The organism is Anaerococcus tetradius, from assembly GCF_947087635.1.
GTDB lineage: Bacteria > Bacillota > Clostridia > Tissierellales > Peptoniphilaceae > Anaerococcus > Anaerococcus tetradius.
Genome location: NZ_CAMUDP010000020.1, coordinates 1 through 26,650, shown reverse-complemented (window position 1 = coordinate 26,650; position 26,650 = coordinate 1). Strand labels below are relative to the sequence as shown.

The 26,650-nt window shown below is 35.2% G+C and carries 39 protein-coding genes and 1 riboswitch; all 39 genes read left to right on the top strand.

The features are described 5' to 3' along the window. Positions 1-258: 258 nt before the first annotated feature. On the top strand, positions 259-2,985 hold the full coding sequence (locus tag P6936_RS07230) for a hypothetical protein (RefSeq protein ID WP_276881245.1): 2,727 nt from the start codon (positions 259-261) through the stop codon (positions 2,983-2,985). A gap of 188 nt (positions 2,986-3,173) precedes the next feature. Then, the gene (locus P6936_RS07225) at positions 3,174-3,950 is read left to right on the top strand and encodes a putative ABC transporter permease (RefSeq protein ID WP_276881244.1); all 777 of its coding nucleotides are present in this window, start codon (positions 3,174-3,176) and stop codon (positions 3,948-3,950) included. A gap of 43 nt (positions 3,951-3,993) precedes the next feature. Beyond that, positions 3,994-5,472: a hypothetical protein gene (locus tag P6936_RS07220; protein WP_276881243.1), complete on the top strand. Its 1,479-nt coding sequence runs from the start codon at positions 3,994-3,996 to the stop codon at positions 5,470-5,472. A 572-nt stretch (positions 5,473-6,044) separates the two neighbouring features. Continuing rightward, positions 6,045-6,353, top strand: a complete 309-nt coding sequence (gene rpsJ / locus P6936_RS07215; RefSeq protein WP_040349401.1) for a 30S ribosomal protein S10 — start codon at positions 6,045-6,047, stop codon at positions 6,351-6,353. An 80-nt stretch (positions 6,354-6,433) separates the two neighbouring features. Beyond that, positions 6,434-7,063, top strand: a complete 630-nt coding sequence (rplC, locus tag P6936_RS07210; protein ID WP_004836710.1) for a 50S ribosomal protein L3 — start codon at positions 6,434-6,436, stop codon at positions 7,061-7,063. A gap of 14 nt (positions 7,064-7,077) precedes the next feature. After that, positions 7,078-7,701: a 50S ribosomal protein L4 gene (gene rplD, locus P6936_RS07205; RefSeq protein ID WP_004836711.1), complete on the top strand. Its 624-nt coding sequence runs from the start codon at positions 7,078-7,080 to the stop codon at positions 7,699-7,701. Continuing rightward, positions 7,701-7,994, top strand: coding sequence for a 50S ribosomal protein L23 (gene rplW / locus P6936_RS07200; protein WP_004836712.1), 294 nt, complete (start codon positions 7,701-7,703; stop codon positions 7,992-7,994). The genes rplD and rplW overlap by 1 nt, the downstream gene beginning before the upstream one ends. Before the next feature lie 11 nt (positions 7,995-8,005). Then, positions 8,006-8,839, top strand: coding sequence for a 50S ribosomal protein L2 (gene rplB, locus P6936_RS07195; RefSeq protein WP_276881242.1), 834 nt, complete (start codon positions 8,006-8,008; stop codon positions 8,837-8,839). Between the two features lie 9 nt (positions 8,840-8,848). Next, positions 8,849-9,136 carry a 30S ribosomal protein S19 gene (rpsS, locus tag P6936_RS07190; protein ID WP_004836714.1) on the top strand — a complete coding sequence of 96 codons (288 nt, stop codon included), beginning with the start codon at positions 8,849-8,851 and terminating at the stop codon, positions 9,134-9,136. A 10-nt stretch (positions 9,137-9,146) separates the two neighbouring features. Next, the gene (gene rplV / locus P6936_RS07185; RefSeq protein ID WP_004836715.1) at positions 9,147-9,494 is read left to right on the top strand and encodes a 50S ribosomal protein L22; all 348 of its coding nucleotides are present in this window, start codon (positions 9,147-9,149) and stop codon (positions 9,492-9,494) included. Position 9,495: 1 nt separating this feature from the next. Beyond that, positions 9,496-10,215, top strand: a complete 720-nt coding sequence (rpsC, locus tag P6936_RS07180) for a 30S ribosomal protein S3 (protein WP_004836716.1) — start codon at positions 9,496-9,498, stop codon at positions 10,213-10,215. A 36-nt stretch (positions 10,216-10,251) separates the two neighbouring features. Continuing rightward, a complete protein-coding gene (gene rplP, locus P6936_RS07175; protein WP_276881241.1) occupies positions 10,252-10,680 on the top strand; it encodes a 50S ribosomal protein L16 in 429 nt (142 codons plus the stop codon). 2 nt (positions 10,681-10,682) lie between these two features. Then, a complete protein-coding gene (gene rpmC / locus P6936_RS07170) occupies positions 10,683-10,889 on the top strand; it encodes a 50S ribosomal protein L29 (protein ID WP_004836718.1) in 207 nt (68 codons plus the stop codon). A gap of 5 nt (positions 10,890-10,894) precedes the next feature. Then, positions 10,895-11,155, top strand: coding sequence for a 30S ribosomal protein S17 (gene rpsQ / locus P6936_RS07165; protein WP_004836719.1), 261 nt, complete (start codon positions 10,895-10,897; stop codon positions 11,153-11,155). Positions 11,156-11,173: 18 nt separating this feature from the next. Further along, positions 11,174-11,542, top strand: a complete 369-nt coding sequence (gene rplN, locus P6936_RS07160) for a 50S ribosomal protein L14 (protein WP_004836720.1) — start codon at positions 11,174-11,176, stop codon at positions 11,540-11,542. A gap of 9 nt (positions 11,543-11,551) precedes the next feature. Beyond that, positions 11,552-11,860 (top strand): 50S ribosomal protein L24, encoded by a 309-nt coding sequence (gene rplX, locus P6936_RS07155; protein WP_004836721.1) that lies wholly within the window; start codon positions 11,552-11,554, stop codon positions 11,858-11,860. A 15-nt stretch (positions 11,861-11,875) separates the two neighbouring features. Beyond that, positions 11,876-12,418: a 50S ribosomal protein L5 gene (gene rplE / locus P6936_RS07150; protein WP_004836722.1), complete on the top strand. Its 543-nt coding sequence runs from the start codon at positions 11,876-11,878 to the stop codon at positions 12,416-12,418. Between the two features lie 13 nt (positions 12,419-12,431). Beyond that, positions 12,432-12,617 (top strand): type Z 30S ribosomal protein S14, encoded by a 186-nt coding sequence (locus P6936_RS07145; protein ID WP_004836723.1) that lies wholly within the window; start codon positions 12,432-12,434, stop codon positions 12,615-12,617. Between the two features lie 19 nt (positions 12,618-12,636). Further along, positions 12,637-13,032, top strand: coding sequence for a 30S ribosomal protein S8 (gene rpsH, locus P6936_RS07140; protein WP_004836724.1), 396 nt, complete (start codon positions 12,637-12,639; stop codon positions 13,030-13,032). A 10-nt stretch (positions 13,033-13,042) separates the two neighbouring features. Next, positions 13,043-13,582, top strand: coding sequence for a 50S ribosomal protein L6 (gene rplF, locus P6936_RS07135; protein WP_004836725.1), 540 nt, complete (start codon positions 13,043-13,045; stop codon positions 13,580-13,582). A 10-nt stretch (positions 13,583-13,592) separates the two neighbouring features. Then, positions 13,593-13,958, top strand: coding sequence for a 50S ribosomal protein L18 (rplR, locus tag P6936_RS07130; protein ID WP_004836726.1), 366 nt, complete (start codon positions 13,593-13,595; stop codon positions 13,956-13,958). Between the two features lie 15 nt (positions 13,959-13,973). Next, the gene (gene rpsE, locus P6936_RS07125; protein ID WP_004836727.1) at positions 13,974-14,483 is read left to right on the top strand and encodes a 30S ribosomal protein S5; all 510 of its coding nucleotides are present in this window, start codon (positions 13,974-13,976) and stop codon (positions 14,481-14,483) included. Between the two features lie 10 nt (positions 14,484-14,493). Then, entirely contained in the window at positions 14,494-14,676 is a 183-nt protein-coding gene (rpmD, locus tag P6936_RS07120) for a 50S ribosomal protein L30 (RefSeq protein WP_040349404.1), read from the top strand. Positions 14,677-14,686: 10 nt separating this feature from the next. After that, complete coding sequence (gene rplO, locus P6936_RS07115; RefSeq protein ID WP_004836729.1) at positions 14,687-15,166, top strand: 50S ribosomal protein L15; 480 nt, start codon at positions 14,687-14,689, stop codon at positions 15,164-15,166. Positions 15,167-15,184: 18 nt separating this feature from the next. Further along, entirely contained in the window at positions 15,185-16,459 is a 1,275-nt protein-coding gene (gene secY / locus P6936_RS07110) for a preprotein translocase subunit SecY (RefSeq protein ID WP_004836730.1), read from the top strand. Positions 16,460-16,462: 3 nt separating this feature from the next. Continuing rightward, a complete protein-coding gene (locus P6936_RS07105) occupies positions 16,463-17,119 on the top strand; it encodes an adenylate kinase (protein ID WP_060928839.1) in 657 nt (218 codons plus the stop codon). A 136-nt stretch (positions 17,120-17,255) separates the two neighbouring features. Next, positions 17,256-17,474 carry a translation initiation factor IF-1 gene (gene infA / locus P6936_RS07100; protein ID WP_040349405.1) on the top strand — a complete coding sequence of 73 codons (219 nt, stop codon included), beginning with the start codon at positions 17,256-17,258 and terminating at the stop codon, positions 17,472-17,474. 285 nt (positions 17,475-17,759) lie between these two features. Further along, positions 17,760-17,873: a 50S ribosomal protein L36 gene (gene rpmJ / locus P6936_RS07095; RefSeq protein ID WP_004818043.1), complete on the top strand. Its 114-nt coding sequence runs from the start codon at positions 17,760-17,762 to the stop codon at positions 17,871-17,873. Between the two features lie 9 nt (positions 17,874-17,882). Beyond that, positions 17,883-18,227, top strand: a complete 345-nt coding sequence (rpsM, locus tag P6936_RS07090; protein WP_004836733.1) for a 30S ribosomal protein S13 — start codon at positions 17,883-17,885, stop codon at positions 18,225-18,227. A gap of 6 nt (positions 18,228-18,233) precedes the next feature. Next, positions 18,234-18,629, top strand: coding sequence for a 30S ribosomal protein S11 (gene rpsK / locus P6936_RS07085; protein WP_004836734.1), 396 nt, complete (start codon positions 18,234-18,236; stop codon positions 18,627-18,629). Positions 18,630-18,641: 12 nt separating this feature from the next. Then, positions 18,642-19,235: a 30S ribosomal protein S4 gene (rpsD, locus tag P6936_RS07080; RefSeq protein ID WP_004836735.1), complete on the top strand. Its 594-nt coding sequence runs from the start codon at positions 18,642-18,644 to the stop codon at positions 19,233-19,235. Positions 19,236-19,266: 31 nt separating this feature from the next. Continuing rightward, entirely contained in the window at positions 19,267-20,223 is a 957-nt protein-coding gene (locus P6936_RS07075) for a DNA-directed RNA polymerase subunit alpha (protein ID WP_004836736.1), read from the top strand. A gap of 9 nt (positions 20,224-20,232) precedes the next feature. Then, positions 20,233-20,574 carry a 50S ribosomal protein L17 gene (rplQ, locus tag P6936_RS07070; protein ID WP_004836737.1) on the top strand — a complete coding sequence of 114 codons (342 nt, stop codon included), beginning with the start codon at positions 20,233-20,235 and terminating at the stop codon, positions 20,572-20,574. 103 nt (positions 20,575-20,677) lie between these two features. Continuing rightward, on the top strand, positions 20,678-21,319 hold the full coding sequence (locus tag P6936_RS07065) for an HAD family hydrolase (RefSeq protein WP_276881239.1): 642 nt from the start codon (positions 20,678-20,680) through the stop codon (positions 21,317-21,319). 217 nt (positions 21,320-21,536) lie between these two features. Beyond that, complete coding sequence (locus P6936_RS07060) at positions 21,537-22,628, top strand: PP2C family protein-serine/threonine phosphatase (protein WP_060928838.1); 1,092 nt, start codon at positions 21,537-21,539, stop codon at positions 22,626-22,628. After that, positions 22,628-23,266 (top strand): deoxyribose-phosphate aldolase, encoded by a 639-nt coding sequence (gene deoC / locus P6936_RS07055; RefSeq protein ID WP_004836741.1) that lies wholly within the window; start codon positions 22,628-22,630, stop codon positions 23,264-23,266. The genes P6936_RS07060 and deoC overlap by 1 nt, the downstream gene beginning before the upstream one ends. A gap of 1 nt (position 23,267) precedes the next feature. Continuing rightward, entirely contained in the window at positions 23,268-24,719 is a 1,452-nt protein-coding gene (locus tag P6936_RS07050) for an alpha-amylase (RefSeq protein ID WP_276881238.1), read from the top strand. After that, complete coding sequence (locus P6936_RS07045; RefSeq protein WP_060928835.1) at positions 24,716-25,300, top strand: viroplasmin family protein; 585 nt, start codon at positions 24,716-24,718, stop codon at positions 25,298-25,300. Before P6936_RS07050 ends, P6936_RS07045 begins: the two co-directional genes overlap by 4 nt. Before the next feature lie 18 nt (positions 25,301-25,318). Beyond that, a riboswitch (Fluoride riboswitch) is annotated at positions 25,319-25,383 on the top strand. 35 nt (positions 25,384-25,418) lie between these two features. Beyond that, positions 25,419-26,621 carry a cation:proton antiporter gene (locus P6936_RS07040; RefSeq protein WP_276881237.1) on the top strand — a complete coding sequence of 401 codons (1,203 nt, stop codon included), beginning with the start codon at positions 25,419-25,421 and terminating at the stop codon, positions 26,619-26,621. Positions 26,622-26,650: the final 29 nt, after the last annotated feature.

Here is a 26,650-nt window from a genome sequence, read left to right as displayed (position 1 = left end):
ACCTCCCTTCATAAATTTTATCATGTACTATAATTCTATGCTAAAGTTTTAAAATGTAAAATACAAAAGTAAAGCCTATAAAAAAAAGATTCATACGAAGATTACTCCAAGAAAAATACTTAAAAAATTTTATATTTTTTAGCTTTATTTACATTTTTTAGTTTTTTTTACAAAACTTTATACGGATTTAATATCCTTTTATTTATAATAAATAAAAACCTATTAATAATAGCTAATACATTTAATGGAGGAATAGATATGAGAAAACAAAAAATTGCAAGCATCGCTTTAGCCATGGCCCTGTCAACTTCAACATTTGTTGGAAATATAAATCTTGTAGGAGCTGATAGGACTGAGGCAGGTAAAAATACAAACACTAGGGCAGAAAACGAGAAGGATCAAATAGGAAGAATAGAAAAAGAGCTTGAAGCTTTGAAAAAAGATTTAGCTAATAAGTTAAATGAGAAAACAAGCCTAGAAAATGAGAAAAAAGCCCTAGAAGAAGAAATGAAAAAAGCTCAAGCCAAGCTTGGTAAAGAATTAAAAAAGGCCGAAGCAAAACTAGAAGAAGTTAAGAAAGCTCAAGCCCAAGACCAAGAGCAAATAGATAAAGCTAAGAAAAGAATACAAGGCTTGGAAGAAGAAAATTCACGTTTAGATAAGGCTATTACAGAAAATAATCTCAAACTAGAACAATTAGAAAAAAACAAAGATAATATTGAAGAATTAAAGGGAAAAATTGAAAAGGGTAAGGACTTTAAAGGTCAGCTAGAAGCTAAGAAAAAAGATGCGGAAAGTAAGCTAGAACAAGCCCAAAAAGACCTTGCTAAGGCAAAAGCAGAAGTTGAAAAACATGAAGCTTACTCCAAAAAAATAGAAGAAGATATCAATAAAAACAAGGCTAAATTTGAAGAAAATAAAAAGGAACTTGAAAAAATAAGCCAAGAAATATCAGAACTTGAAGCTAAGAATTTTGATAATGCTGAAAATGAGAAGCTCTTAAAGAATCACAAGATTACTATATCAACATATGAAAACGGACTTGCCAAAAAAGAAAGTCTCGAAAAAGAATTAGCTAATCTCAAGAAAGCTAACCCTAACTATGACCCTGATTTAGATAAAAAGATAGAAGAAAAAGAAAAAGATTTCACTAAGCTAGAAAATGAGATGAAGAATCTAGATGGTCAAAAAAGGAATCTTACCCAACTTATAGAGAAAAGAACAAAGAATATCGAAAAAGCTAAAAGTGAAAAAGAAGAATTTCGCACAGAGTCAGAGTCTGTAAGAAGAAATATTGAAGCTAAAGAAGCAGAAATACAAAATCTAGAATTTGCAGTTCAAAGTGCAAAAGAAGCAGAGGAAAGACAAAAACAAGCTAGCAAAGAAGGTCAAGATAATCCTAGCTTAGGAAATCCTTCAACAAATAGAGAGAGAGCAGAAAAAGATCTTGCAACAGCAAGGGAGGGTCTAAAAGAATTACAAGTAAAGGAAAAAGACTTGGAAAATAAAATGGACCAAAAAGACAAAGAGGTTGCAAATTATGTTCAACTAAATGATGTGGATCAAGGAAAGTTAGTTGGAATAGGAGAACAATTAAAATTAAAACAAGCCGCTTTAGGTGAAATCAACAAAGCGAAAGAAGAACTTGAAAATAAGAAAAATCAAGATCCGACAAGTGAAGAAGCCAAGGGAAAAATAAAGCAAGCAGAAGATGGTTTATCTGTACTAAACAATTCTCTTTTAGGAATTAAAATAAGTTATGAAACAGCTAAGAAAGAAGAAGCTAGACTAGAAAAGCTTATAGCTGAAAACGAGGGAAATGCCAAAAATAAAGAAACAAAGCTAGAGAGCCTAAAGGCAGATAAAGCTAAGAAAGAAGAAGAAAAAGATAAGCTTGAAAAGTTGATTGCTAAGGATGAGAAAGAAAAGCCAAAATACGACGAAGAGCATTTACAACCAGCTAGAAAAAATCAAGTGACTTCAGAAGAAGCTGTAAAAACTCAAGAAAGATCCCTAGAAGAAGCTAATGAAGGAATTACAAAAGTAGATCAAGAAATAGCTGAAAATACAGAGGCCCTAAAGAATCTAGGAGCTTATGATGCTACAAAAGAAAAGTTAGAAAAAGAAAACTTATCAAACAGAGATTCAATTGAAAATAACAAAAAAGTCATAAAAAATATTGAACAAGAAATTGACGAAATCAATAAAAGAGTACCTGCTAGAAAATTTGATTATGCAAAAGCTGCCGCTAAACTCTCAGAAGAGCAAGAAAAGAACAAGGAAGCCTTAGCAAAGATTGATAAAATGGAGAAAAAACTTATCAAGCTCAATAGCGAGATAGTTTTAAAGCAAGGACAAATCGATACAGCTAATAAGGATATAAGAAGTAAACAACTAAGCTTGGATGCTCTAAAACAAATGGCTGAAAAAGAAAAAAATAAGCCAGAAAGAAGACCAGAAGAGAAAAAGCCAAATGAATCAGGCAAAGCACCACAAGTAAAACCAGATGTGAAAAAGCCAGACCAATCAGGCAAAGCACCACAAGTAAAACCAGATGTGAAAAAGCCAGACCAATCAGGCAAAGCACCACAAGTAAAACCAGATGTGAAAAAGCCAAACGAATCAGGCAAAGCACCACAAGTAAAACCAGATGTGAAAAAGCCAAACGAATCAGGCAAAACTCCACAAGTAAAACCAGAAACAAAAAAACCAGAACAGGAAAAACAAAAACCTGAAAATCCAAAAGAAAACTCTAATCAAAAGGAAAGAAAGGCTAAAAAACCAATAAGCCCAGAGAAAAAATTAGCTTTAGCAAAACTCAAAAAAGCCCATGAAGAAAACAAGATAATAAACAAGGCTTTGAGAATGCTTATAGAAAAATACCCAAACATCATCAGATCTGTTAGAGGCAAAGTCCTAAACTGGTTGGCAAAATCTAACACCCAACTTGAAAGAGCAGAAAAAATATTAGCTGAATATGAATAAAACTTACAAACTACCTGTGCAAACGGGTAGTTTTTCTTTAGCTTAATCATAAGCTTTAATACACAAAATTTTACACAGCCCCTTGTTATCTTCAAGCTAGCTTTATTAGGAAATAGGGCAAAAATTCTGATTATTTGTTATAATAGTAACAGATAAAAAATTTTATATTATTTGCAGAAAGGAAGCTTATGGATTTTGTTTATTACCTAACTTATTTTTTTGTCTATGCCTTTATTGGTTGGATTTTGGAAGTTTTTTATAAGGCTATGACAAGGGGAATCTTTGTTAATAGCGGATTTTTGAATGGGCCCTACTGTCCGGTCTATGGTTTTGGAGCCATAGGAGTTTTGTATTTCCTATCCTTGGTCGAAACTAACAATAAGTTGCTTCTATTTTTTTCATCAATGTTTATAGCGACCCTTGTAGAATACCTTACAGGCTTTATATTAGAAAAGCTTTTTCATATGAAGTGGTGGGATTATTCCGACAAGCTTCTTAACCTAAGGGGCTATATATGCTTAGAGTTTTCCTTGATGTGGGGTGCTTTATGCTTTATCCTCCATGAAGCAGTCCATCCTTTACTTGTTCATTTTATAAGTCATTTCACATGTAGATTTTTGCTAGGGGCAGATATTGTATTTTCTTTGGTTTTGATAGTCGATTGCCTAGCTACTATTAATACACTTTTAGGAATTAATAAGAAGTTTAAGGAAATAGAAAGGTCATCAGAAAAGATTAAAGAAGTATCTGATAGGATTGGAGAAAGAGTTGCTAAAAGGAGTCTTGACCTAAAGGATAAGAAGGAGGAGTTTGAGAAAAGTAAGCTCGCCTTAGAAATAGATGAGAAAGAAGTGAAGATAAAAGAAGACCTCAGAAGGGTTTTTGAGAAAAAATCTGAGAGAAGAATCCTTAAAGCCTTCCCAAATCTTCTTGGAAGGATTGAGGAGAGATTAAGGAAAGAATAAAATCTTAAAAAAAGGGGGTAGTAATAAATAAAGGGGGATAGTTATGAAGTTAAGTGAAAAAAGAGAAAAGAAGTTTACATCCTTTAAGAGGTCAACCCTTGCCCAAAGGCTAGCAAGGCTTACTAGAATATGTGAGAATATGGATATAGCTGTCCTTATCATGGTTGATGGTTTTGAATCATCTGGCAGGGGTTATGTTATCAATGATATATGCAGTAAGCTTAACCCCAAATACTATGATGTAGAAGTCTTTGAGAATAAGGAGGAATATGAAGATAAGTTTCCTACCATGAAGAGGTTTTTAGAAAATACTCCCCAAAATGGCCACATCAAAATATTTGCCCAATCATTCTACTACAAACTTTTCAATGATTTGGATATAGATGAGGAAAGTCTAAGTTTAAGAATCGAATCTATGAAAAAACATGAGAAGATGCTCTATGATAGCAAGATGATAATAGTTAAAATCTTCTTAAACATTGATCAAAAGACCCAAGAAGAAAGAATGAGAGTTTCAGAAAAATCTACTAGCGGGCATTTTTATATCAGCTCAGTGGATAAAAAACAAAATAAAAATTATGAGGCCTACAAAAAGAATTTTGAAAAAATTTTAAATGCGACGAATTTCCCAACAAGTCCCTGGCATATAATAGATAGCATCGACAAAAAAGATGCTAGCAAAGAAGCTTTAGGTCTACTCCTAGATGAGATAAGCATGGGTATAGAAAGAGTAGGCATCCAGATAAAGGATGAGGAAAATATTGAAAGAGACTATGAGGCAAAAACTTCTATACTATCAAATATTGACTTAGAAAAAACTATAACAGACGAAGAATACAAAAAGGAGAAAAAAGCCCTCCAAAAACAGATAAGGGATATGGCTTTCGAATACTACCAAAGGGGCATATCAACAATACTTGTCTTTGAAGGAGTAGACGCTGCAGGAAAAGATGGCGCCATAGAAAGACTTGTAAAAAAAATTGATCCTAGATTATATAAGGTCTTTGCTATTTCTGCACCAAGTAAATATGAACTAGCCCACCACTACTTGCGGAGGTTTTACAAGGACTTGCCAGAGGATGGATACCTAGCGATATTTTCAAGGTCTTGGTATGGCAGGGTCATGGTAGAAAGAATAGAAGGCTTTGCCAAGACTTGTGAGTGGAACAGGGCCTATGATGAAATACTAGCTATGGAAAAAGAAATTTACAATCACGGAAGTCTTATCCTCAAATTTTTTGTAAGCATAGATAAGGATGAGCAATACAAGAGATTTAAGGCTAGGGAAAATACCCCAGACAAACTCTACAAGATAACTGATGAGGACTGGAGAAATAGGGCTAAGTGGGATGAGTATATAAAAGCTATGGATGAAATGTTAGCTAGAACTAATAAAGCTTATGCTCCATGGATAATCGTAGAAGGTAAGGATAAAAAATATGCTAGAATAAAGGTGATGAAAGAATACCTCAAATACGCCAAGGCCCACCTAGAAGATATGGATAAGAAAAATAACAAATAATTTCGAAGCTAGGCTCTCTTGAAATATGCTAGAAAAAAATCAAGCTAAGTTTTAAGAGAGCTTATCATTACTAAAAAGCTATTAAAATTATAATAAAAATATCTCAATTATCCTTCAAGAAAACTATATATGAAAATTGTTTCTATATATATATAAGGAAATTTGATTTGAAAGAAAAATGTAAGCTAAGAAAAGTTTCTGGTAAAAATATAGATGAACATTAGAAAATTTCCAAAGAAAAAGAAAAAAGAAAAAATAATTTACAATTTGAAAAATAAATAAGAAAAAATTTGCAATTGATAAATTAGCTAGTATATTAAAAAACAGCTAGTTAAGGCTAGTGATATATTTAAGCTAATAAGAGTTTCAAATCATGCAAAAAATGCTGATAAAACACTTGATTTATTAAGCTTTTTGATGTATCATATATAAGTGCTGTGAAGTGAGATGTTGCTTGTTTCTTAGGCCAAGGAAATAAGGAAACTTTCACCTAGCAAGTTTAGGAATAATCCTAAGCGATTTCCAAATTATTATCAAACGCCCGGGTGGGCGTAAAGAAAGAGAGAGGAAAAATGGCTAATCAAAAGATAAGAATTAGACTAAGAGCATACGATCACGAAGTAATCGATAGCTCAGCAGAAAAAATCGTAGAAGCGGTTAAAAGATCCGGAGCTGAAGTAAGTGGACCAATTCCATTACCAACTGAGATAGAAAAAATTACTATCTTGAGAGCGGTTCACAAATACAAAGACTCAAGAGAACAGTTTGAACAAAGAACACACAAAAGATTAATCGACATCATAGGTCCTAATGCAAAGACATTAGATTCACTTAAAAAACTAAACCTACCTGCAGGTGTCGACATCGAAATTAAGCTATAACTGTAATTAGGATGATTGAAGATAATCTAGTCAATAGGATTTGACAGATCATCAATCCGCTGTAATTAAGGAGGTACTCAGTGAAGAGTATATTTACAACAAAAGTAGGCATGACTCAAGTCATCGACGAAGATGGAGTTATTACTCCTGTTACTGTCCTAAAAGCTGACGAAAATGTAGTTGTACAAGTTAAAACAGTAGAAACTGATGGTTACAACGCTATCCAAGTTGGTTACATGGACAAAAAAGAAAAGAATGTAACAAAACCAGTAAGAGAACACTTTAAAAAGGCTAACGCAAGCACAAAGAGATACCTAAGAGAAGTTAATTTCGGAGATGAAACTCCAGAATTAAATCTTGGCGATATTATCACAGTTGAACAATTTGAAGCTGGAGATATCGTAGATGTAGTTGCTACAAGCAAAGGTAAGGGAACTCAAGGTGCTATCAAGAGATGGAACTACGGAAGAGGTCCAGCAAGCCACGGTTCAAAATCACACAGAGTTGCAGGTGCAAGAGCTGCAGGTTCTGACCCAGCAAGAGTTTTCAAAGGTAGAAAAGGTTCAGGAAAGATGGGTAATGAAAGAGTTACTATCCAAAACATTGAAATTGTTAAAGTAAGTGTTGAAGATAACTACATCTTAGTTAAAGGTGGAGTTCCAGGACCTAAGGGCGGACTTGTTCAAATTAAACAAGCTATAAAAGCCTAATTAAGGAGGAATAAATGCCTAAAGTAGATATTTTAAACATTAAGGGAGAAAATGTTGGTTCTTTAGAGCTAAACGAAACTCTATTTAATACAGAAATAAGCGAACATGCCGTTTATGAAGTAGTTAAAAACCAACTAGCAAATAAAAGACAAGGTACACAATCTGCGAAAACTCGTTCAGAAGTTCGTGGTGGTGGACGTAAACCATTTAGACAAAAGGGAACAGGACGTGCCCGTCAAGGTTCAATCAGAGCTCCTCACTACACAGGCGGTGGAGTTGTATTTGCACCAAAGCCAAGAGATTATAGTTACAAAGTTCCAAAGAAACTAAGAAGAAAAGCATTATATTCAGTTCTTACATCAAAGCTTAACGACAATGAATTAGTAGTTCTTGATAGCCTAAGCTTAGAAAACGCTAAAACAAAAGAAGCTGTTAAAGTTCTTGAAGCAGTAAATGCTGGTAAGAAAGCATATGTAGTTACAGCTGAAAATGACACACTAGTATATAGATCATTTAGAAATATCGAAGGAGTAGATGTCGCAGCTGCAAGCCTAATCAATGTTTATGACTTAGTTAGACACAACAAGTTAGTTATCACAAAGGATGCGATTGCTAAGCTTGAGGAGGTATTTATCTAATGAAATCACCTTACGAAATAATCAAAAGACCAATAATCACAGAAAAAAGCATGGAAATGCTTGACAGTAACAAATACACTTTTGAAGTAGACAAGAATGCAAACAAACCAGAAATCAAAGCTGCAATAGAAGCTATTTTTGACGGAGTTAAAGTTAAAAAAGTAAGAACTATGAACTTTACTGGAAAATCTGTAAGAACAAGATACGGATATGGTAAAAGAGCTGACTGGAAAAAAGCTATCGTAACATTAACAGAAGATAGTGCAGATATTGAATACTTCGATGGACTATAAGGAGGGTTTAAATGGCTATTAGAAAATTAAAACCAACTTCAAACGGTCATAGAAATATGTCTGTTTCAACATTCGAAGAAATTACTACAGACAGACCAGAAAAAAGTCTTACAGTTGATCTAAAATCAAAGGGTGGTAGAAACAACACAGGTAGGACAACAGTTAGATTCCGTGGTGGCGGAGTTAAGAGAAGATACAGAATAATCGACTTTAAAAGAGATAAAGACAATATCCCAGCTAGAGTTAAAACTATAGAATACGATCCAAATAGATCAGCAAACATTGCCCTAGTTGCTTATGCTGATGGTGAAAAGAGATATATCCTTGCTCCAAAGGGACTAAAAGTTGGAGATGTTATTGAATCAGGAAGTGAAGCTGATATCAAAGCAGGTAACGCTCTAGAATTAAAAGATATTCCAGTAGGTACAACAATCCACAACATCGAGCTTAGAGCAGGTCGTGGTGCAGTACTTGTAAGAAGTGCAGGAGTTGGAGCTCAACTTATGGCTAAAGAAGGAAACTTCGCAACACTTAGACTTCCATCAGGTGAAATGAGAATGATCCACCTAAACTGCAAGGCTACAATCGGAGTTGTAGGAAATGCTGAACACGAACTTATTATAATTGGTAAGGCTGGTAAGAGCAGATATCTAGGTAGAAGACCTCACGTAAGAGGATCTGTAATGAACCCTGTTGACCATCCACATGGTGGTGGTGAAGGTAGAACACCAATTGGTAGACCAGCACCAATGACACCATGGGGTAAAAAAGCTATCGGTGTTAAGACAAGAAACACTAAAAAACAATCTGAATCTTACATCGTAAGAAGAAGAAACGAAAAATAGGGGGATATAATGGCAAGATCTATAAAAAAAGGACCATTTGTCGATGATCATTTAATGAAGAAAATTGACGAATTAAATGAAAAAAATGAGAAAAAAGTAATTAGGACTTGGTCAAGACGTTCTACAATATTCCCTGAATTTGTAGAACACACTATCGCAGTTCATGACGGTAGAAAACACGTTCCAATATATATAACAGAAGACATGGTAGGACACAAATTAGGTGAGTTCGTACCAACTAGAACATTCAGAGGCCACGCTAAAAAGGCTACTGAAATGAAAAGCAAAATGAGATAGGAGAGAAACTATGGAAGTTAAAGCAATAGCTAAATATCAAAGAATTTCTCCTCTTAAAGTTCATTATATAGCTAGAGAAATTAGAGGCAAACAAGTAGATGAAGCACTTAACATTTTAAGATTTACTAACAAAAAAGGTGCTAAACTTCTTTCAGATGTACTAAAAAGTGCCATTGCCAATGCTGAAAACAATAACGGACTTGATAGAGCTAACCTTTATGTTAAAAAAGCATATGCTAACGATGCTCCAACAATGAAAAGATGGCATCCAAAGGCTAAAGGTGCCGCATATCCAATACTAAAAAGATCAAGTCATATCGGCGTAGTGCTAGCAGATATAGAAGATACGGAGGAATAAGATGGGCCAAAAAGTAAACCCTAAAGGATTTAGAGTAGGTGTTATCAGAGACTGGGATTCAAAATGGTTCGCTGACAAGAAAGATTTCTCAGAGCTATTAGTTGAAGATTATAACATCAGAAAAATAGTTAAAAAAGAAGTATATGATGCAGGAATTGCAGATATAGAAATAGAAAGAGCAGTAAACAACCTAAAGATTACAATATTCGCTGCAAAGCCAGGTATGGTAATCGGCAAGGGCGGAGCAGGAGTTGAAGAGTTAAAGAAGAAACTTGAAAAGGCTGCCCCATCTAAGAGAATCATCATCAACGTTGAAGAAATCAAATACCAAGACCTTGCTGCACAACTTGTTGCTGAAAGTATTGCAAGCCAACTAGAAAACAGAGTAGCTTTTAGACGTGCTATGAAACAATCTATCCAAAGAACAATGAGAGCTGGTGCTAAGGGTATCAAAACTATGGTATCAGGTAGACTTGGTGGAGCTGATATGGCAAGAAGCGAAGGATATTCTGAAGGAACAATTCCACTTCAAACCCTAAGAGCAAACATTGACTATGGATTTGCAGAAGCTGACACAGAATATGGTAAAATTGGTTGTAAAGTTTGGATCTACAAGGGCGAAGTTCTTCCAGGAGAAAAGGCTCAAAGAGAACCAAAAATGAAACAACCTAGAAATAATAACAGAAGAAAAAGAAATAATAGACGTCCAAATAATAAATAAGGATATCGCTATTTAAAGAATTAGGAGAGAATTATTATGTTGATGCCTAAAAGAGTTAAATATCGTAGACAACACAGAGGCAGAATGAAGGGGTTTGCTCAAAAGGGTAACGAACTAGCTTACGGTGAATATGGCCTACAAGCTACAGAAGCTACCTGGATGACTGCAAATCAAATAGAAGCTGCTCGTCGTGCGATGACAAGATATATAAAAAGAGGCGGAAATATTTGGATTAAAGTATTTCCAGACAAGCCAGTTTCTAAGAAACCAGCAGAAGTAAGAATGGGTTCTGGTAAAGGTGCTCCAGAATATTGGGTTGCTGTAGTAAAACCAGGAAGAGTACTATTTGAGATGAGTGGTGTTAGTGAAGAAGTTGCTAGAGAAGCTATGAGACTTGCTGAACAAAAACTTCCAATCAAGACAAAATTCATCCAAAGACTTGAAGTTACAGGTACGGAGGAATAAGGATGAAAGTAGCAGAAATCAGAAATTTATCAGACCAAGATTTAGATAAACAATTAAATGATTTACAAAGTGAGCTTTTCAATCTTCGTTTTAGACTTGCAACAGGACAACTTGAAAATCCAGCAGCTATAGGAAATGTTAAGAAAGATATAGCTAGAGTTAAGACAATCCAAACAGAAAGAAAGCTTAATTTAAATAAGGAGGCTTAAGTTTCATGGAAAGAAATAGAAGACACGTGCTAAAGGGCGTTGTAGTATCTGATTCAATGGATAAAACTATAACAGTTTTAGTTGAAGAAAAGATCCAACACCCAGTGTACAAAAAAAGAATGAATAGAAGCAAGAAATACAAAGCTCATGATGAACTAAACGAGGCTAAAGTTGGCGATACAGTTGTAATAATGGAAACAAGACCACTATCTAAAACAAAAAGATGGAGACTAGTTCGCGTAAGCCTTGCGGCAGAAATTGTTTAATAGATATAGGAGATTATTATGATACAACAAGAAACTCGTATGAGAGTTGCAGATAACTCCGGAGCAAGAGAACTTTCAGTAATTAAAGTTCTTGGAGGAACTGGAAGAAGATATGCTAATATCGGTGACGTTGTAGTTTGTTCAGTAAAGAGTGCAACACCCGGAGCAGCGGTAAAAAAAGGTTCTGTAGTTAAAGCTGTAATCGTTAGAACAAAAAGAGGCCTAAAAAGAGCTGATGGTTCAACAATCAACTTTGATGAAAATGCGGCTGTAGTTATCAAAGATGACAAGAGCCCAGTTGGAACAAGAATCTTTGGACCAGTAACTAGAGAATTGAGAAGTGAAGGATTCATGAGAATCATCTCACTTGCACCGGAAGTATTATAGGAGGATTATATGCACATTAAAAAAGGCGATAAAGTCCAAGTAATATCAGGTGAATATAAAGGACATGTAGGCGAAGTTATTAAAGCCCTACCAAAAGAAAATAAAGTAATAGTTGAAGGTGCAAATATTAGAATCAAACACCAAAAAGCAACCCAAATGGGTGGCGAAAGTGGAAGAATCGAAAGAGAATGTCCAATCGATGCTTCTAAAGTGCTTCTATATTCAGAAGAACTTAAAAAAGGTGTTAGAACTAGAGTAGAATTCGTAGATGGCAAAAAAGTTCGTGTATCTACTAAAACAGAAGAAAAATTCAACTAGTTCAAAGGAGATATTATGACAAGTAGATTAAAAGAAAAATATCAAAACGAAGTTGTTGGTAAACTTACAGAACAATTCGGTTATGAAAATGTTCACCAAGTACCAAAACTTGAAAAAATTGTTATAAACGTAGGACTAGGTGAAGCAAAAGATAACCAAAACCTTTTAAATGCAGCTAAAGAGGAGCTTGCTCTTATTACAGGTCAAAGACCAATTGAGCTTAAAGCTAAAAAATCTGTAGCTAACTTTAAACTAAGAGAAGGTCAATCAATTGGTACTAAAGTTACACTAAGAAGAGAGAAAATGTATGATTTCCTAGACAAGCTTATCTCAATCTCACTTCCAAGAGTTAGGGACTTTAGAGGTATCAATCCAAACAGCTTTGATGGACGTGGAAACTATTCACTTGGAATTAAAGAACAATTGATTTTCCCTGAAATCAAATATGATAACGTAGATTTCTTACATGGTATGGATATCAGTATAGTTACTACAGCTAAAACAGATGAAGAAGCAAAAGCATTCTTAGAATTAATGGGAATGCCATTTAGGAAATAATTAAGGAGCAAAAATGGCTAAAAAGTCACTAAGAGCTAAACAACAAAGAAAACAAAAATTCTCCACAAGAGAATATACAAGATGTAAACTTTGTGGAAGACCACACGGCTACTTAAGAAAATATGGAATCTGCCGTATTTGCTTTAGAGAACTTGCAAATAATGGACAAATTCCAGGAGTTAGAAAAGCAAGCTGGTAATTAAGGGGGAATAATAATTATGATGACAGATCCAATAGCGGATATGCTAACAAGAATCAGAAATGGTAACAAAGCAAACCATAAACAAGTTTCTTTACCATCTTCTAATGAGAAAAAAGCTATTGCCCAAATTCTGCTTGATGAAGGCTTTATAACAGGATTTAACGTAGAAGAAGACGGCAAACAAGGTATTCTTACAATTGATTTAAAATATACTGAAAATGGTGAAAAAGTAATCTCAGGTCTTAGAAGAATTTCTAAACCAGGTCTTAGAGTTTACGTAAAGGCAAATGAAGTTCCAAAGGTTCTTGACGGTCTTGGAACAGCAATCATTTCAACATCAAAAGGACTATTAACTGACCGTGCTGCACGAAGCAAGAATGTAGGCGGAGAAGTTATTTGTTACGTATGGTAAGGAGATATATATGTCAAGAATAGGAAAACTTCCAATTGAAATACCTTCTGGAGTAACAATTGAAATTAATGATCGACTAGTTAGTGTAAAGGGACCAAAGGGAAATGATAGCCTAGAAGTTTCTAAGAATGTAGAACTTGAACTTAACGAAAAAGAACTTTTAGTTAAAATACCAGAAAACTACACAAAAGCACAAAACGTTGATCACGGTTTATATAGATCTCTTATCAACAACATGGTTGTAGGAGTGTCAGAAGGATATAGTAAAACACTTCAAATCGAAGGAACAGGATATAGAGCTAACAAACAAGGCAAAAACCTCGTAATGAACTTAGGTTTCTCTCACCAAGTAACAATGGCAGATCCTGAAGGAATCGAAGTTGAAGTACCAAATGATAGAACAATTGTAGTTAAGGGAATTAACAAACAATTAGTAGGTCAACATGCTGCAAACATCAGAAACTGGAGAAAACCTGAACCATACAAGGGCAAGGGTATCAGATATGAAGGTGAGCATGTAAGACGTAAAGTTGGTAAAACAGGTAAGTAGGAGATAAGTAATGGCTAAAAAAACTAAACAAGATAAACTTTTAACTCGTAAAAAAAGAGTAAGAGCTAAGATAAGCGGAACTCCTCAAAGACCAAGACTAAGCGTTTATAAATCAAACACAAATATCTATGCTCAAGCAATTGATGACGTAAATGGAGTAACACTAGCTAGTGCAAACACTCTACAAGAATCAGTTTCTGCAGGAGCAAAGAATAATGCTAATATTGAAGCAGCTAAAAAAGTAGGCGAAGCTATAGCTAAAGCTTGCTTGGATAAGGGAATCGAAACTGTAGTATTTGACAGAAACGGCTACCTATATCACGGAAAAGTAAAAGCATTAGCAGAAGCAGCAAGAGAAGCTGGTCTTAAGTTTTAATTGAGGAGGTATTAGATGAATTATTTATTAAGAAGCGAAGTAGAAAAACTAAACCTCGAAGATAGAGTAGTTGCAATAAACAGAGTTGCTAAAACTGTAAAGGGTGGACGTAACATTAGATTCTCAGCTCTAGTAGTAGTTGGAAATGGTAATGGTTATGTTGGAATCGGAACAGGAAAAGCTACAGAAGTACCAGAAGCAATTAGAAAAGCTAGCGAAGATGCTAAAAAACACATGATTAATGTTCCAATAGTTGGAACAACAATCCCACACAGAATCCATGGATCAAAAGCAAGTGGTAGAGTTCTCCTAATGCCTGCAAAAGAAGGTACAGGAATCATCGCTGGTGGTCCAGTTCGTGCGGTATGTGAATTAGCTGGTTACAAAGATATCAGAGCTAAAAACTTAGGTACATCAAACCCAAGAAATATCATCAACGCTTGTATCGAAGCATTCTCAAGCATGAAAACTGTTGAAGAAGTTGCAAGACTTCGTGGTAAATCGGTAGAAGAATTTGATTATTAAGGAGAGTAAAATGGCGAAACTTGAAATCACACTAAAAAGATCTTTTATCGGTAGAAAAGATGGACAAATCGCAACTTGTAAAGCACTTGGCCTAAGAAAAATCGGCCAAACTGTTACAAAAGATGACAATGCAGCAATCAGAGGAATGATTAAGAAAGTATCATTCATGGTTGATGTAAACGAATTAAACTAAGGGGTGTAAGATGAAATTACATGAATTACAACCTAATGCGAAGTTGAAAAAAGGCAAAAGAAAAGGTAGAGGTCCTGGTTCAGGAAACGGTACAAGAGCTGGTCGTGGACAAGACGGACAAAACTCAAGAAGCGGTGGCGGTACAAGACCAGGCTTCGAGGGTGGTCAAATGCCTCTATACAGAAGACTTCCAAAAAGAGGTTTTAAAAACATCAATAGAAAGATTTATGAAACAATCAACATTGAAACATTAAATGCTTTCGAAGATGGTACAGAAGTAACACCAGAATTATTATTTGCAAATAAATTCCTAAACAAAAACAAAGCTAAAGCAGGAGTTAAGATTCTTGGAGATGGAGAACTTAACAAAAAGCTAACAGTAAAAGCTCACAAATTTACTAAATCAGCTGTAGAGAAAATCGAGAAAGCTGGCGGTAGTATCGAAGTAATCGAAACTACTAAATGGGTTAAACCATCTAAAAAAGCTTAGTAGAAAGCATGGTGAGCAATGCTAGATATAATTAAAAAGGCAGCAAAAGAAGAAGAAATAAGAAAAAGATTTTATTTCACTCTTCTAATGCTTGTAGTATATAGACTAGGAAATAATATTCCAATACCATTTATCGATTCAAAAGCACTAGCAGATGCATACAACAATATTCAAGGAACACTCGTAGATTACTTAAATATGCTAACAGGTGGTGGCTTATCCACCCTTTCCATATTTGCCCTAGGAGTACAACCTTACATCACCGCATCAATCGTAATGCAACTTTTATCTGTTGTAATACCAAGACTTGAAGAGTTATCAAGAGAAGGTGAGCAAGGTAGAAAAACAATCCAAAAATATACCAGATATGTAACAATAGGTCTTGCAATCTTCCAAGCTATAGCCATAACAAATGGTCTATACGGTGCAGCCCTATCATCTGCTACAGGTTTCCAAAAGATAGTAATGAATATAGTCCTAATTGGTGGTACTATGTTTGTAACATGGATGGGTGAAACCATAACAGAAAAAGGACTTGGAAATGGTACAAGTCTTATAATCTTCATGGGTATTATAGCATCCTTCCCAAGAACAATTGCTAGGTGGAAACAAGGTCTTCACTATGATACAACTAGCGTAGCATCTATAGTAATAATGGCAGTAATTATTGTATTTATAGTGCTTGCAGTAGTTTTGATATCTGAAGGTGAAAGAAAAGTACCAATCCAATACGCCAAAAGAGTTGTTGGACGTAAGATGTATGGTGGCCAATCAACCCACATTCCTGTAAAGGTAAACATGGGAGGTGTAATGCCAATCATCTTCGCATCAGCAGTTCTAGCTATACCATCAACAGTATCACTATTCTTTGGTGGTAATGGTAAAAGCTCAATATCGCACTTTTTCCAAGGCACAACTGTTGGATTCGGAGTGTATTTACTAATACAAACTATACTAATCCTAGTATTTGCTTATTTCTACAATCAAATTCAATTCAATACTGTAGAATATGCAAAGCAATTACAACAAAATGGTGGTTTCGTTCCTGGAATAAGACCTGGTAAACCAACTAGTGATTTCCTAGCAAGTGTATCAACAAAGATAACTTTCATAGGTTCAATAGCACTAGCCTTACTAACAATAATTCCAGCTATTTCATCAAGAGTTTTAGGATTACAAATTTCCTTTGGTGGTTCATCCGTAATCATCGTAGTTGGTGTAATAATCGAAACCATTAAACAAATCGAAGCAATGATGACAATGAAACAATACAAAGGCTTTTTAAACAGGTAAGAAATGAATATTATTTTATTAGGCCCTCCAGGAGCTGGAAAGGGTACATTAGCAAATAAGATCATAGAAAAAAAGGGAGCAGTTCAGATAGCAACTGGAGATATATTTAGATATAATATCTCTAACAAGACTGAACTAGGTCTAAAAGCTAAGTCCTACATGGACAGAGGCGATCTTGTACCAGATGAATTGACAATTGATTTGGTATGGGATGCCTTCGATAAGCATAAAGACGAAAGTAAAGAAGGAAGGATCATTCTTTTTGATGGATTTCCAAGAAATCTTGATCAAGCAAAAGCTCTTGATCAAGGAATGATTGAAAGAAATCAAAAAATAGATCATGTCGTATACTTTGACGTAGCAGAAGAAATTCTTATAGAAAGGATCGCTGGCAGAAGAGTGTGCACCAATTGTGGAGCAACCTACCACATACACAACAATCCTCCAAAAAAAGAAGATATTTGTGATAAGTGTGGACAAGAGCTCATCCAAAGAGATGACGACAACGAGAAAACTGTAAAAAACAGAATCGATGTTTACAATGCACACACATCCGTACTAATTGATTACTTCAACGAAAAAGGTATATTATTTAGTATTGATGGCACAAATTCTCCAGACGAAGTTTTTGAAGAATTTCTGGATAAATTAGGAGAATAATTCTAATTTATGCTGATAAGAAAGAAAAGTGCGATAGAATCTTTTAGAGATTATATTTGTTAGATGTCTTATTGATATAAGACAATTGGAAGAGGCATTCAATAGACATGAGGACAAAGAAAAGGAGGTTCTATCGATGTCAAAAAAAGATGCTATAGAAGTTACAGGAGTTGTTGTTGAAGCATTGCCAAACGCAATATTTAGAGTCGAGCTTGAAAATGGTCATCAAATACAAGCCCACATATCAGGCAAACTTCGTATGAACAGCATAAGAATACTAGAAGGAGATAAAGTAACTGTAGAATTATCTCCATATGATCTAAGTCAAGGTAGAATAACTTGGAGAAAGAAGTAGTCCCATCATCTTGGGTGTAAAATCGCAAGATTTTCATTTAGAGACGAGCGAAGCGAGTCCGAAAAACTAAGCGAGAAAGGCATAAAGCCTTTCGAGAGGACATCATCTTGGGTGTAAAATCGAAAGATTATCATTTAGAGACGACAGGAGCGAGTCCGAAAAACTAATCGAGAAAGACATATTGCCTTTCGAGAGGACATCATCTTGGGAAAATCCAATTTTTCACTCAAATAAAATTCAAGTACTACCCATTCATTAGGAATAATCATAAGATGAGGAGTCAAAATGAAAGTTAGAGCATCAGTTAAAAAAATGTGTGATAAATGCAAAATTATCAAAAGAAACGGTAAAGTTATGGTAATTTGCGAAAATCCAAAACATAAGCAAAGACAAGGTTAGGAGGGTTCAATGCCAAGAATAGCTGGTATAGATTTACCTAGAGAAAAAAGAGCAGAAATTGGACTAACTTATATATATGGTATAGGCCGTTCAACTTCTAATGAAATTTTAAAAAATGCAGGAATCAATCCTGATACAAAGATGAAAGACCTTACAGAAGAAGAATTAGGTAAAATCCGTGAACAATTAAACAACTACCACATCGAAGGAGATCTAAGAAGAGATATCTCAATGAACATTAGAGCTCTTAAAGAAATAGGTAGCTATAGAGGATTAAGACATAAAAATAATCTTCCTGTAAGAGGACAAAACACAAAGAACAATGCGAGAACCAGAAAAGGTAGAAGGGGTTAATAAGAAATGGCTAAAACAAAGAAAACTACTTCAAGAAGAAGAAGAGTCAAGAAAAATGTTGAACGTGGCCAAGCTCACATTAACTCAACATTTAACAATACAATGGTGACCCTTACAGATATGCAAGGTAATGCACTATCTTGGGCATCTGCTGGTCAATTAGGATTTAGAGGTAGCAGAAAATCTACACCATTTGCAGCTAGTGAAGCAGCAGATGTTGCAGCTAAGAAAGCTATCGACCAAGGACTAAAAACTGTAGAAGTTTATGTAAAAGGTCCTGGTTCAGGAAGAGAATCAGCAATCAGAAGTCTACAAGCTGCAGGTCTTGAAGTTACAATGATTAAAGACGTAACTCCAATTCCACACAATGGATGTAGACCTCCAAAGAGAAGAAGAGTGTAGAAAGGCGCGATTATGGCAGTATCAAAAGATCCAGTATATAAAAGAGCTAGAGCTTTAGGTATTTCTCCAGCATATCTAGGATACACAGGAGAAAGCAAGAGAGCTCTTCCAAATAGAAGAAGTAAACTTTCCGAATACGGAATGCAACAAAGAGAAAAACAAAAAGCTAAATTCATCTATGGAGTAAGCGAAAAACAATTTAGAGGATACTATGAAGCCGCTTCAAAAATGAAGGGACAAACAGGTGAGGAACTTATAATTCTTTGTGAAAGAAGACTAGACAATGTTGCATTTAGATCAGGTCTTGCTAGAACAAGAAGAGAAGCTCGTCAAATAGTAACTCACGGACATCTAACTGTAAATGGAGTACAAGTTGATATTCCATCATACAAGGTTTCTGAAGGTGATGTAATCGAAGTTCGTGAAAAATCTAGATCAAACTCATTATTTAAAGCCATCAAAGAAACAAATGCTACATTTGGTGTAGTTGAATGGCTAAATAGCGACATAGAAAACTTAAAAGTAATTGTAGACAGATTCCCTACAAGAGAAGACATCGACATTCCAGTTGAAGAACGTATGATCGTTGAGTTCTACTCTAAATAGGTAGAATTTAAGTTAGAACTAAGGAGTTACCATGATCGAAAAATTAGATACAAATATACAAATATTGGATATAAACGAAGAAGAACACTACGGAAAATTCGCCTTGTATCCACTTGAGCGAGGATATGGTACAACCATTGGAAACAGTATGAGAAGGGTGCTTTTATCATCCTTACCTGGTTCTAGCGTCTCAAAAATACTTATAGAAGGAGTTCTTCACGAATTCTCCACCATAGATGGGGTAGTTGAAGATGTTCCTGAAATAGTTCTAAATATTAAAGGTCTAGACGTTACAAAACACACTGATGAAGATGTAACATTATTCTTAGACATAGAAGGACCAAAGATTGTAACAGCAAAAGATATTAAAGAAGATAGTTCAGTAGAAATTGCAAATCCTGATCACTATATAGCAACTGTCAATGAGAAATCTAGGCTATTTATCGCCATGGATGTAACTGACGGTAAGGGATATAGAATTTCTGAAGAAAATAAAAAAGAAAGCGATCCAATAGGAGCAATTGCTATTGACTCATCATTCACTCCTGTAAAAAAAGTAAACTTCACTGTTGAAAATACAAGAGTAGGTGAGTCTACTGACTATGACAAACTCATAATGGAAGTTTGGACAAATGGAACAATCACTCCTCAAGAAGCCCTAGCAGAAGGATCATCAATCTTAATCGACAACTTCTCCTTCTTCACAGAATTGCCTAACCAACAATTCCCACCAGAAGTCGAAGAAGTTGAAGAAGAAGTAAATGATGAGGAAGAAAACTTAAATGAAGATTTGGCTATGACCATAGAAGAGATGGACCTAAGCCTTAGATCATTTAACTGTTTAAAAAGAGCTGGTTTTAATAGGGTAAGTGATATCATCGAAGTAACAGAATCTGAGCTTAAAGCAATCAAGAACTTCGGTAAAAAATCATTGACAGAAGTAATAGAAAAGCTTGACGAGTTAGGTCTAAGCTTAAAAGATGAATAGGAGGTAAGTATGGCCGATAAGAGAAAACTTGGCAGAAGAACTGACCACAGAAATGCTATGCTTAGAAACCTTGTGCAATCATTACTAGACAACGGCAGAATCGAAACTACTGTAACTAGAGCAAAAGAAGCACAAAAAATGGCTGACAAAATGATTACATTAGGCAAGAAAAACACACTTCACACAAGAAGAGAAGCTGCAGCATATATTTATAAACCATCAACTGTTCAAAAATTATTCGCAGAAATTGCACCAAACTATGAAGACAGAAATGGTGGATACACAAGAGTACTAAAATTAGGACCAAGAAGAGGCGACGGATCTGAACGTGCTATTCTTGAATTAGTATAAAATATACTTAAAAGTATAATATAACTTCTAGCATCTTTGAGAGATTGAAGGTGCTTTTTTTTGTCCAAAAATACTTTGGGTAAAATATATATGAGGAGAAAATATGAAATACAAACTGATAATATTTGACATGGATGGGCTCATGTTCGATACTGAAAAAATTTATTATGAAACATGGTTTAAATTTCAAGATAAATACGCCTATACCTTCAATGAAGAACTAAGAAAGAAATTCACTGGCAAGAACGAAGCTGGTATTAGAGATGAATTAGTTAATCTTCTAGGCTCTCTTGATAAGGTTAAAAGTTTAAGGAAAGACTTGGAAGCCGATAGAATAGAAAGCCTTAAATCTTATAGAGGCTCTATCAAAAAAGAGGGACTAGATGACTTGTTAGAGTTTTTAAGAGCAGAAAAGATTAAATGTGCCCTAGCTTCTTCTAATGATAGAAATAAAATTGATTTACTACTAAAAAAAGAAAATATCTATGATTATTTTGACTTTATCATATCAGGAGAAAATGTAGAAAAAAGTAAACCTGATCCTGAAATCTTTGTTAAGGCTAAAGATGCCTTTGAGTTTAGTTATGAAGAATGCCTTATCCTTGAAGACTCCTACAATGGCTATAAAGCAGCCCAAAAGTCAGCTATGGACTATCTTATAATTCATGATTCTAGTTTCGATAAATATTTTACCGCTGATAGAGAAGTTGATAATTTAAGAAGTGTTATTGCTTATATAAAATAGTTTATAGGAATTGTTTAGGCTAAATTTTTACTTGTAATTTTGCCTTAATTTCATTAGCCAATCTTCTATTATCAATGTTTGGGATTAAGATTTTATTTATGATTTAAGCTATATTTTTTAGAGAAAGCTAAACTAAATATTAGCTGGCTATTTTTAATTTATTGATAAATATATATTAAAAGATATAGTGATTATAAGAAGCTTAAGGTAGGAAGAGATGGTTAAGAGAAATAATTTTACTGAAGATAAAAATTTTTTTATATTAAATTCTATGGATGATCGGGTTAGGATTGTCGATCCTAAGGGAAAAACGGTCTTTATTAATGATGTCTTCAAAAATGCAAGCGATAAGTCTCTTGAACTGAAAAATTATATTAATGAGAATGCATCATTTCTTATGCTTCAAAGAAATAGCACCTTGAGCAATACTACCATGATTGAAGAAAAGCTAATTGATGACAGATACTTTTCTATTAAAACCTCACCAATCTATAATGGGGATGAGTTTTTGGGTATTATCGAAGTCTATAGGGATATAACCAGAGAAAGTCTTATGAAAATCGAGCTATTTAATAATAACAGGAATATGCTTGATGATGTGAGATTTGTAAAGAAAATTCAGTCCAATATCCTGCCTAAAGATAATAGCTATGCAAATCTTCGTCTTAGAAGTAAGTATCTGCCAAGCGATGAACTTTCTGGAGATTTCTTTGATATTATAAAGATAGATGATAATAAATATGGTATATATATTGCCGATATCATGGGACATGGAGTAAAGGCTTCTATAATGACTATGTTTATAAAACTTACTATGAATGCTATCTTAGATAAGCATCCGACTTTTTCACCTTCAGAGATATTATTCAAACTTAGGGATAAGTTTGCCAAACTCGGCATGGAGTCTAGTCAATATTTTACAGCTTGGCTGGGGGTTTTTGATTTTTCAGAAAATAAACTAACTTTTTCTAATGCAGGCCACAATTGTCCACCCCTTTTATATTCGAAAAGTAAGGAGGAAGTGAGTTTTCTTTTGGTAAGTGGCAGGATGATTTCTAATATTATCGAGCCGGATAATTACGATGAAAAGATGGTCAAGATAGAAGATGGAGATAGGCTTCTCCTATTTTCTGATGGAGCAATAGAGGCTAAAAATGAAGCTAGGAAGGAATATGGACTAGAAAGGCTAAGAGATGTTTATAATAGGGAGCATGACCTAGAAAAAACATACAAGGATATTAAGAAGTTTACCTGGGGTAAGCAAGAGGACGACCTAAGCCTAGTTGAAGTTGAGTATAAGGAGATATAATGAGAAAATTAAATTCGTATATAGATCACACTATTTTAAAGGCTGATGCACAAATAGGTGATATAAAGAAGCTAGTAGATGAAGCTATAGCTCATGATTTTTACAGCGTTTGTGTAAATTCAAGCTTTGTAAAGGACATAAGAAGCTACAACAAGGATGTAAGGATTACATCAGTAGTGGGCTTTCCCCTAGGAGCTATGTCTTCAGCAGCCAAGGCCTATGAGGCAAAGTGTGCAGTGGGAGATGGAGCAAGCGAGATTGATATGGTTATAGCAGTCGGACGACTCAAGGATAAGGACTATGATTATGTTCTTAGGGATATAAAAGCTGTAAAAGATGCCATAGGAGAAAAAATCTTAAAGGTAATTATTGAAACTTGCCTTTTGACAGACGATGAAATAGTAAAGGCTTGCGAGCTTAGCGAAAAGGCTGGGGCGGATTTTGTTAAGACTTCAACAGGATTTTCTACTGGAGGAGCTAAGGCATGTCATGTAAGACTTATGAAAAAAACCGTAGGAGATAGACTAAGGGTCAAGGCTTCTGGAGGAATCCACAACAAGAAAGATGCTCTAGAAATGATAGAAGCTGGAGCAGATAGGATTGGCGCTAGTAAATCTATAGAAATTTGTGAGCAATAGTATGGCAAATGAAGTAATGATGCAGTCCTTTGAGTGGGACACAGATGGGTCGGGAGACTTTTATAAGAAACTAAAAAGGGACGCTAAGACCTTGAAGGAAAATGGCATAGATGGATTGTGGCTTCCACCAATGACTAAGGGGGGAAGCGATATGGATGTAGGCTATGGAATCTACGACCTTTGGGATTTGGGAGAATTTGACCAAAAAGGAAGTGTTAGAACCAAATATGGGACTAAGGATGAACTAATCGAAGCCATCAAGGCCCTAAAAGATGCAGGCGTTAAGTGCTATGCTGATGTCGTCCTTAACCACAAGGGCAGTGCTGATTTCACAGAAGAATTTAAGGCTGTCATGGTCGATCAAAACAACAGAGAAAAAGATGTATCAGGACAAATGGATATAGAAGCTTGGACAGGCTTTGACTTTAAGGGAAGAAATAAAAAGTATTCCGATATGACCTGGCACTATTATCATTTTACTGGAGTCGATTATGACGTAAAAAGTGATACATCTGCTATTTTTAGAATACTTGGAGATGGGAAATATTGGGATGAGGATGTTTCTAGCGAAAAGGGCAATTTCGATTATCTTATGAATTGTGATATTGACCATGAACACCCAGAAGTAAGAGAAGAAATCTTCAAGTGGGCCGATTGGTTTATCGACCAGACTAAGGTAGATGGTTTTAGATACGATGCCCTAAAGCACATATCATCAAACTTTATCAGAGACCTATCCAAGCATATCATAGAAGAAAAGGGCGAGGATAAATTCTATCTTTTTGGGGAATTTTGGCAATATAACAAGGATGAAATAGCCCGATACTTAAAGCTTACCGACTATAATATAGACTTGTTTGATGTACCCTTGCATTTTCACATGCAAGAGGCAAGCAAGTCTATGGGCAATTACGATATGAGAAAGATTTTCGATGATACAGTAGTGGCAGATTTCCCAGCTAGTGCAGTAACATTTGTAGACAATCACGATAGTCAACCTGGCCAATCACTTGACTCTTGGGTTGAAGAATGGTTTAAAGAAATTGCCTATGCCATGATTTTATTTAGGAAAGACGGCTATCCTTGTATCTTTGCAGGAGATTATTATGGGCTTATAGGTGAAGTAAAGACAGAGCCTATGTATGAGCTTCTCAATAATATGATTAAAGTTAGGAAAAAATATAACTATGGCGAAGAGGACAACTACTTTGATGACCCATCAGTAATTGGTTGGGTAAGAAGGGGAGATTCTGATCACAAGCCTCTGGCAGTTCTTATATCTATAAAGGATATGGCAGAAAAGCAAATGTTTGTCGGTGAAGATGAGGCAGGAGCAGTCTATGTCGATCTTTCTGGTAAGAATGACGAAGTCCTCATTGATGAAAATGGAAATGGAGTATTTACTGTAGGCCCAGGTTCTGTGACCTATTGGGCTAACAAAGAAAGCTTATGAAATATTACGCAGTAAAAAGAGGAAGGAATCCTGGGATTTATACATCCTGGGATTCTTGCCTTAAAGAAGTAAAGGGATTTTCTAATGCTAGCTATAAATCTTTCAAGAAAAAGGAAGATGCCATAGCCTTCATGGAAGATAGACAAGAAGAAATAAAAGTAGATGAGCATACAATAATCGCCTATGTGGATGGTTCCTACAACCTAAAAGAAAAGATTTATGGGGCAGGAGTAGTCTATATCACTAAGGACGGTGAAAATGAGCTATACGAAACTTATAGGGATGACTTTTATAAGCACAGAAATGTTGCAGGAGAAGTTAAGGCAAGTGAGCTTGCTATAAGAATGGCTCTGGGAGAAAAGAGAGAAAAAATCGTAATCTTCCACGACTACCAGGGGATTTCCTCTTGGGCTAATGACGAGTGGAAGGCCAATAACGAGCTAACCATCTCTTACAAAAACTTTGTAAGAGAAGCAAGAAAAAGCCTTAAAATTTCCTTTGTAAAAGTTAAGGGCCACTCAAACGATAAGTACAATGACTGGGCAGATAAGCTAGCAAAAAAGGCAGCCCTAGTTGAATAGTAAGGGAAAAGTAGTAGAATAAAAATGGGAAATGAAGTTCTTCCCTAAACAAACCGCTATAAGCTGATGACTTCTGTGAATACAGGGGTTGGCAGCTTTTTTTTATTAAGGAGTTAATATGTTAGTAAACCTTGCAATTATTATGCTTACAGGCCTAATGGGTGGAAAGATTTTTTCTAAAATTAAAATCGCTCCCCTCCTAGGTATGCTTTTGGCAGGAATTCTTATAAGCCCAAATCTCTTGGGACTTGTGAGAGGAGATATAAGTAATCTTTCCAAAGATTTAAGGCAGATTGCCTTAGTAGTAATTCTTACTAGGGCAGGTCTTTCTCTTTCATTTGAAAGGCTTAGAGAAGTTGGGATATCAGCCGTCCTAATGACCTTTCTTCCGGCGAGCTTTGAGATTGTAGCTATTACATTTTTGGCAAATAAAATTTTTAATCTCCCCTACCTTGACAGTGCAATCTTAGGGGCTGTTCTTGGAGCAGTTTCTCCTGCTATTGTAGTTCCTAGAATGTTAAAACTCATAAAAGAAGGCTATGGAGAAGAAAAAAAGATAGCAGAGATAATCCTTGCTGGCTCATCAATAGATGATGTCTACACCATAGTATTTTTCACAGTCTTTATTAATTTAAAGCTAGGTGGAGAATTTTCTATTGGAAGCTTCCTAAACATTCCTATTTCAATAATAACAGGAATTCTTTTTGGCATCCTTATGGGATACTTGCTAGATATCTTCTACTCAAAAATAAAGCTAAACAAAATCTACCAAGCCATAGTCCTTATGGGGGGATCCTTTCTAATCCTAGGACTTGAAACTTACGCCAAAAACCTCTTTGCCTTCTCAGGCCTTGTAGCTATCATAGCCATGGCTATGACTATCAAAAAATTAAACGAGCAAGTAACTGAGTGTATGCTTGAAGTCTATGGATCCTTGTGGGAGCTTTTCGAGATTCTCCTATTTGTCTTGGTCGGTATTACAGTCGACCTTTCTATAATAGGAAAGGAAATTTTCCCTGCCCTTATCCTAATTACAGGGGGCTTAATTATTAGGATGTTTGGAGTCTACTTCGCCCTTCTTCCTTCTAATCTCAACAAGAAGGAGAAGATTTTCTCTGGTTTTGCCTATCTAGCAAAGGCAACAGTCCAAGCAGCCATAGGCCCTGTCGCCCTAAGCTATGGGATAGGAAGTGGCAAGCTTATCCTAGCTATATCAGTAATAGCTATCCTCTACACAGCTCCCCTAGGGGCTATCCTAACCGATAAGACCTACAAGAAACTATTAGTAAGAAATGAAAAGGTGATGTTGCAGAATAGGTAAATCTATTCTGCTCATCACTTTTTTTCTGG

Bases quoted from the DNA above. Each gene is read 5' to 3' on its own strand.
- infA (WP_040349405.1), top strand. From the start codon at position 17,256: ATGTCAAAAAAAGATGCTATAGAAGTTACAGGAGTTGTTGTTGAAGCA.
- P6936_RS07225 (WP_276881244.1), top strand. From the start codon at position 3,174: ATGGATTTTGTTTATTACCTAACTTATTTTTTTGTCTATGCCTTTATT.
- rplX (WP_004836721.1), top strand. From the start codon at position 11,552: ATGCACATTAAAAAAGGCGATAAAGTCCAAGTAATATCAGGTGAATAT.
- rpmJ (WP_004818043.1), top strand. From the start codon at position 17,760: ATGAAAGTTAGAGCATCAGTTAAAAAAATGTGTGATAAATGCAAAATT.
- rplQ (WP_004836737.1), top strand. From the start codon at position 20,233: ATGGCCGATAAGAGAAAACTTGGCAGAAGAACTGACCACAGAAATGCT.
- P6936_RS07230 (WP_276881245.1), top strand. From the start codon at position 259: ATGAGAAAACAAAAAATTGCAAGCATCGCTTTAGCCATGGCCCTGTCA.
- P6936_RS07040 (WP_276881237.1), top strand. From the start codon at position 25,419: ATGTTAGTAAACCTTGCAATTATTATGCTTACAGGCCTAATGGGTGGA.
- P6936_RS07220 (WP_276881243.1), top strand. From the start codon at position 3,994: ATGAAGTTAAGTGAAAAAAGAGAAAAGAAGTTTACATCCTTTAAGAGG.
- P6936_RS07145 (WP_004836723.1), top strand. From the start codon at position 12,432: ATGGCTAAAAAGTCACTAAGAGCTAAACAACAAAGAAAACAAAAATTC.
- P6936_RS07065 (WP_276881239.1), top strand. From the start codon at position 20,678: ATGAAATACAAACTGATAATATTTGACATGGATGGGCTCATGTTCGAT.
- rplF (WP_004836725.1), top strand. From the start codon at position 13,043: ATGTCAAGAATAGGAAAACTTCCAATTGAAATACCTTCTGGAGTAACA.
- rplD (WP_004836711.1), top strand. From the start codon at position 7,078: ATGCCTAAAGTAGATATTTTAAACATTAAGGGAGAAAATGTTGGTTCT.
- rplN (WP_004836720.1), top strand. From the start codon at position 11,174: ATGATACAACAAGAAACTCGTATGAGAGTTGCAGATAACTCCGGAGCA.
- rplB (WP_276881242.1), top strand. From the start codon at position 8,006: ATGGCTATTAGAAAATTAAAACCAACTTCAAACGGTCATAGAAATATG.
- rpsE (WP_004836727.1), top strand. From the start codon at position 13,974: ATGAATTATTTATTAAGAAGCGAAGTAGAAAAACTAAACCTCGAAGAT.
- rpsK (WP_004836734.1), top strand. From the start codon at position 18,234: ATGGCTAAAACAAAGAAAACTACTTCAAGAAGAAGAAGAGTCAAGAAA.
- rpmD (WP_040349404.1), top strand. From the start codon at position 14,494: ATGGCGAAACTTGAAATCACACTAAAAAGATCTTTTATCGGTAGAAAA.
- P6936_RS07105 (WP_060928839.1), top strand. From the start codon at position 16,463: ATGAATATTATTTTATTAGGCCCTCCAGGAGCTGGAAAGGGTACATTA.
- P6936_RS07050 (WP_276881238.1), top strand. From the start codon at position 23,268: ATGGCAAATGAAGTAATGATGCAGTCCTTTGAGTGGGACACAGATGGG.
- P6936_RS07075 (WP_004836736.1), top strand. From the start codon at position 19,267: ATGATCGAAAAATTAGATACAAATATACAAATATTGGATATAAACGAA.
- rplE (WP_004836722.1), top strand. From the start codon at position 11,876: ATGACAAGTAGATTAAAAGAAAAATATCAAAACGAAGTTGTTGGTAAA.
- rpsC (WP_004836716.1), top strand. From the start codon at position 9,496: ATGGGCCAAAAAGTAAACCCTAAAGGATTTAGAGTAGGTGTTATCAGA.
- rplP (WP_276881241.1), top strand. From the start codon at position 10,252: ATGTTGATGCCTAAAAGAGTTAAATATCGTAGACAACACAGAGGCAGA.
- rpmC (WP_004836718.1), top strand. From the start codon at position 10,683: ATGAAAGTAGCAGAAATCAGAAATTTATCAGACCAAGATTTAGATAAA.
- P6936_RS07060 (WP_060928838.1), top strand. From the start codon at position 21,537: ATGGTTAAGAGAAATAATTTTACTGAAGATAAAAATTTTTTTATATTA.
- rpsJ (WP_040349401.1), top strand. From the start codon at position 6,045: ATGGCTAATCAAAAGATAAGAATTAGACTAAGAGCATACGATCACGAA.
- rplO (WP_004836729.1), top strand. From the start codon at position 14,687: ATGAAATTACATGAATTACAACCTAATGCGAAGTTGAAAAAAGGCAAA.
- deoC (WP_004836741.1), top strand. From the start codon at position 22,628: ATGAGAAAATTAAATTCGTATATAGATCACACTATTTTAAAGGCTGAT.
- rpsD (WP_004836735.1), top strand. From the start codon at position 18,642: ATGGCAGTATCAAAAGATCCAGTATATAAAAGAGCTAGAGCTTTAGGT.
- rpsM (WP_004836733.1), top strand. From the start codon at position 17,883: ATGCCAAGAATAGCTGGTATAGATTTACCTAGAGAAAAAAGAGCAGAA.
- rplR (WP_004836726.1), top strand. From the start codon at position 13,593: ATGGCTAAAAAAACTAAACAAGATAAACTTTTAACTCGTAAAAAAAGA.
- rplW (WP_004836712.1), top strand. From the start codon at position 7,701: ATGAAATCACCTTACGAAATAATCAAAAGACCAATAATCACAGAAAAA.
- rpsH (WP_004836724.1), top strand. From the start codon at position 12,637: ATGATGACAGATCCAATAGCGGATATGCTAACAAGAATCAGAAATGGT.
- rplV (WP_004836715.1), top strand. From the start codon at position 9,147: ATGGAAGTTAAAGCAATAGCTAAATATCAAAGAATTTCTCCTCTTAAA.
- rpsQ (WP_004836719.1), top strand. From the start codon at position 10,895: ATGGAAAGAAATAGAAGACACGTGCTAAAGGGCGTTGTAGTATCTGAT.
- secY (WP_004836730.1), top strand. From the start codon at position 15,185: ATGCTAGATATAATTAAAAAGGCAGCAAAAGAAGAAGAAATAAGAAAA.
- P6936_RS07045 (WP_060928835.1), top strand. From the start codon at position 24,716: ATGAAATATTACGCAGTAAAAAGAGGAAGGAATCCTGGGATTTATACA.
- rpsS (WP_004836714.1), top strand. From the start codon at position 8,849: ATGGCAAGATCTATAAAAAAAGGACCATTTGTCGATGATCATTTAATG.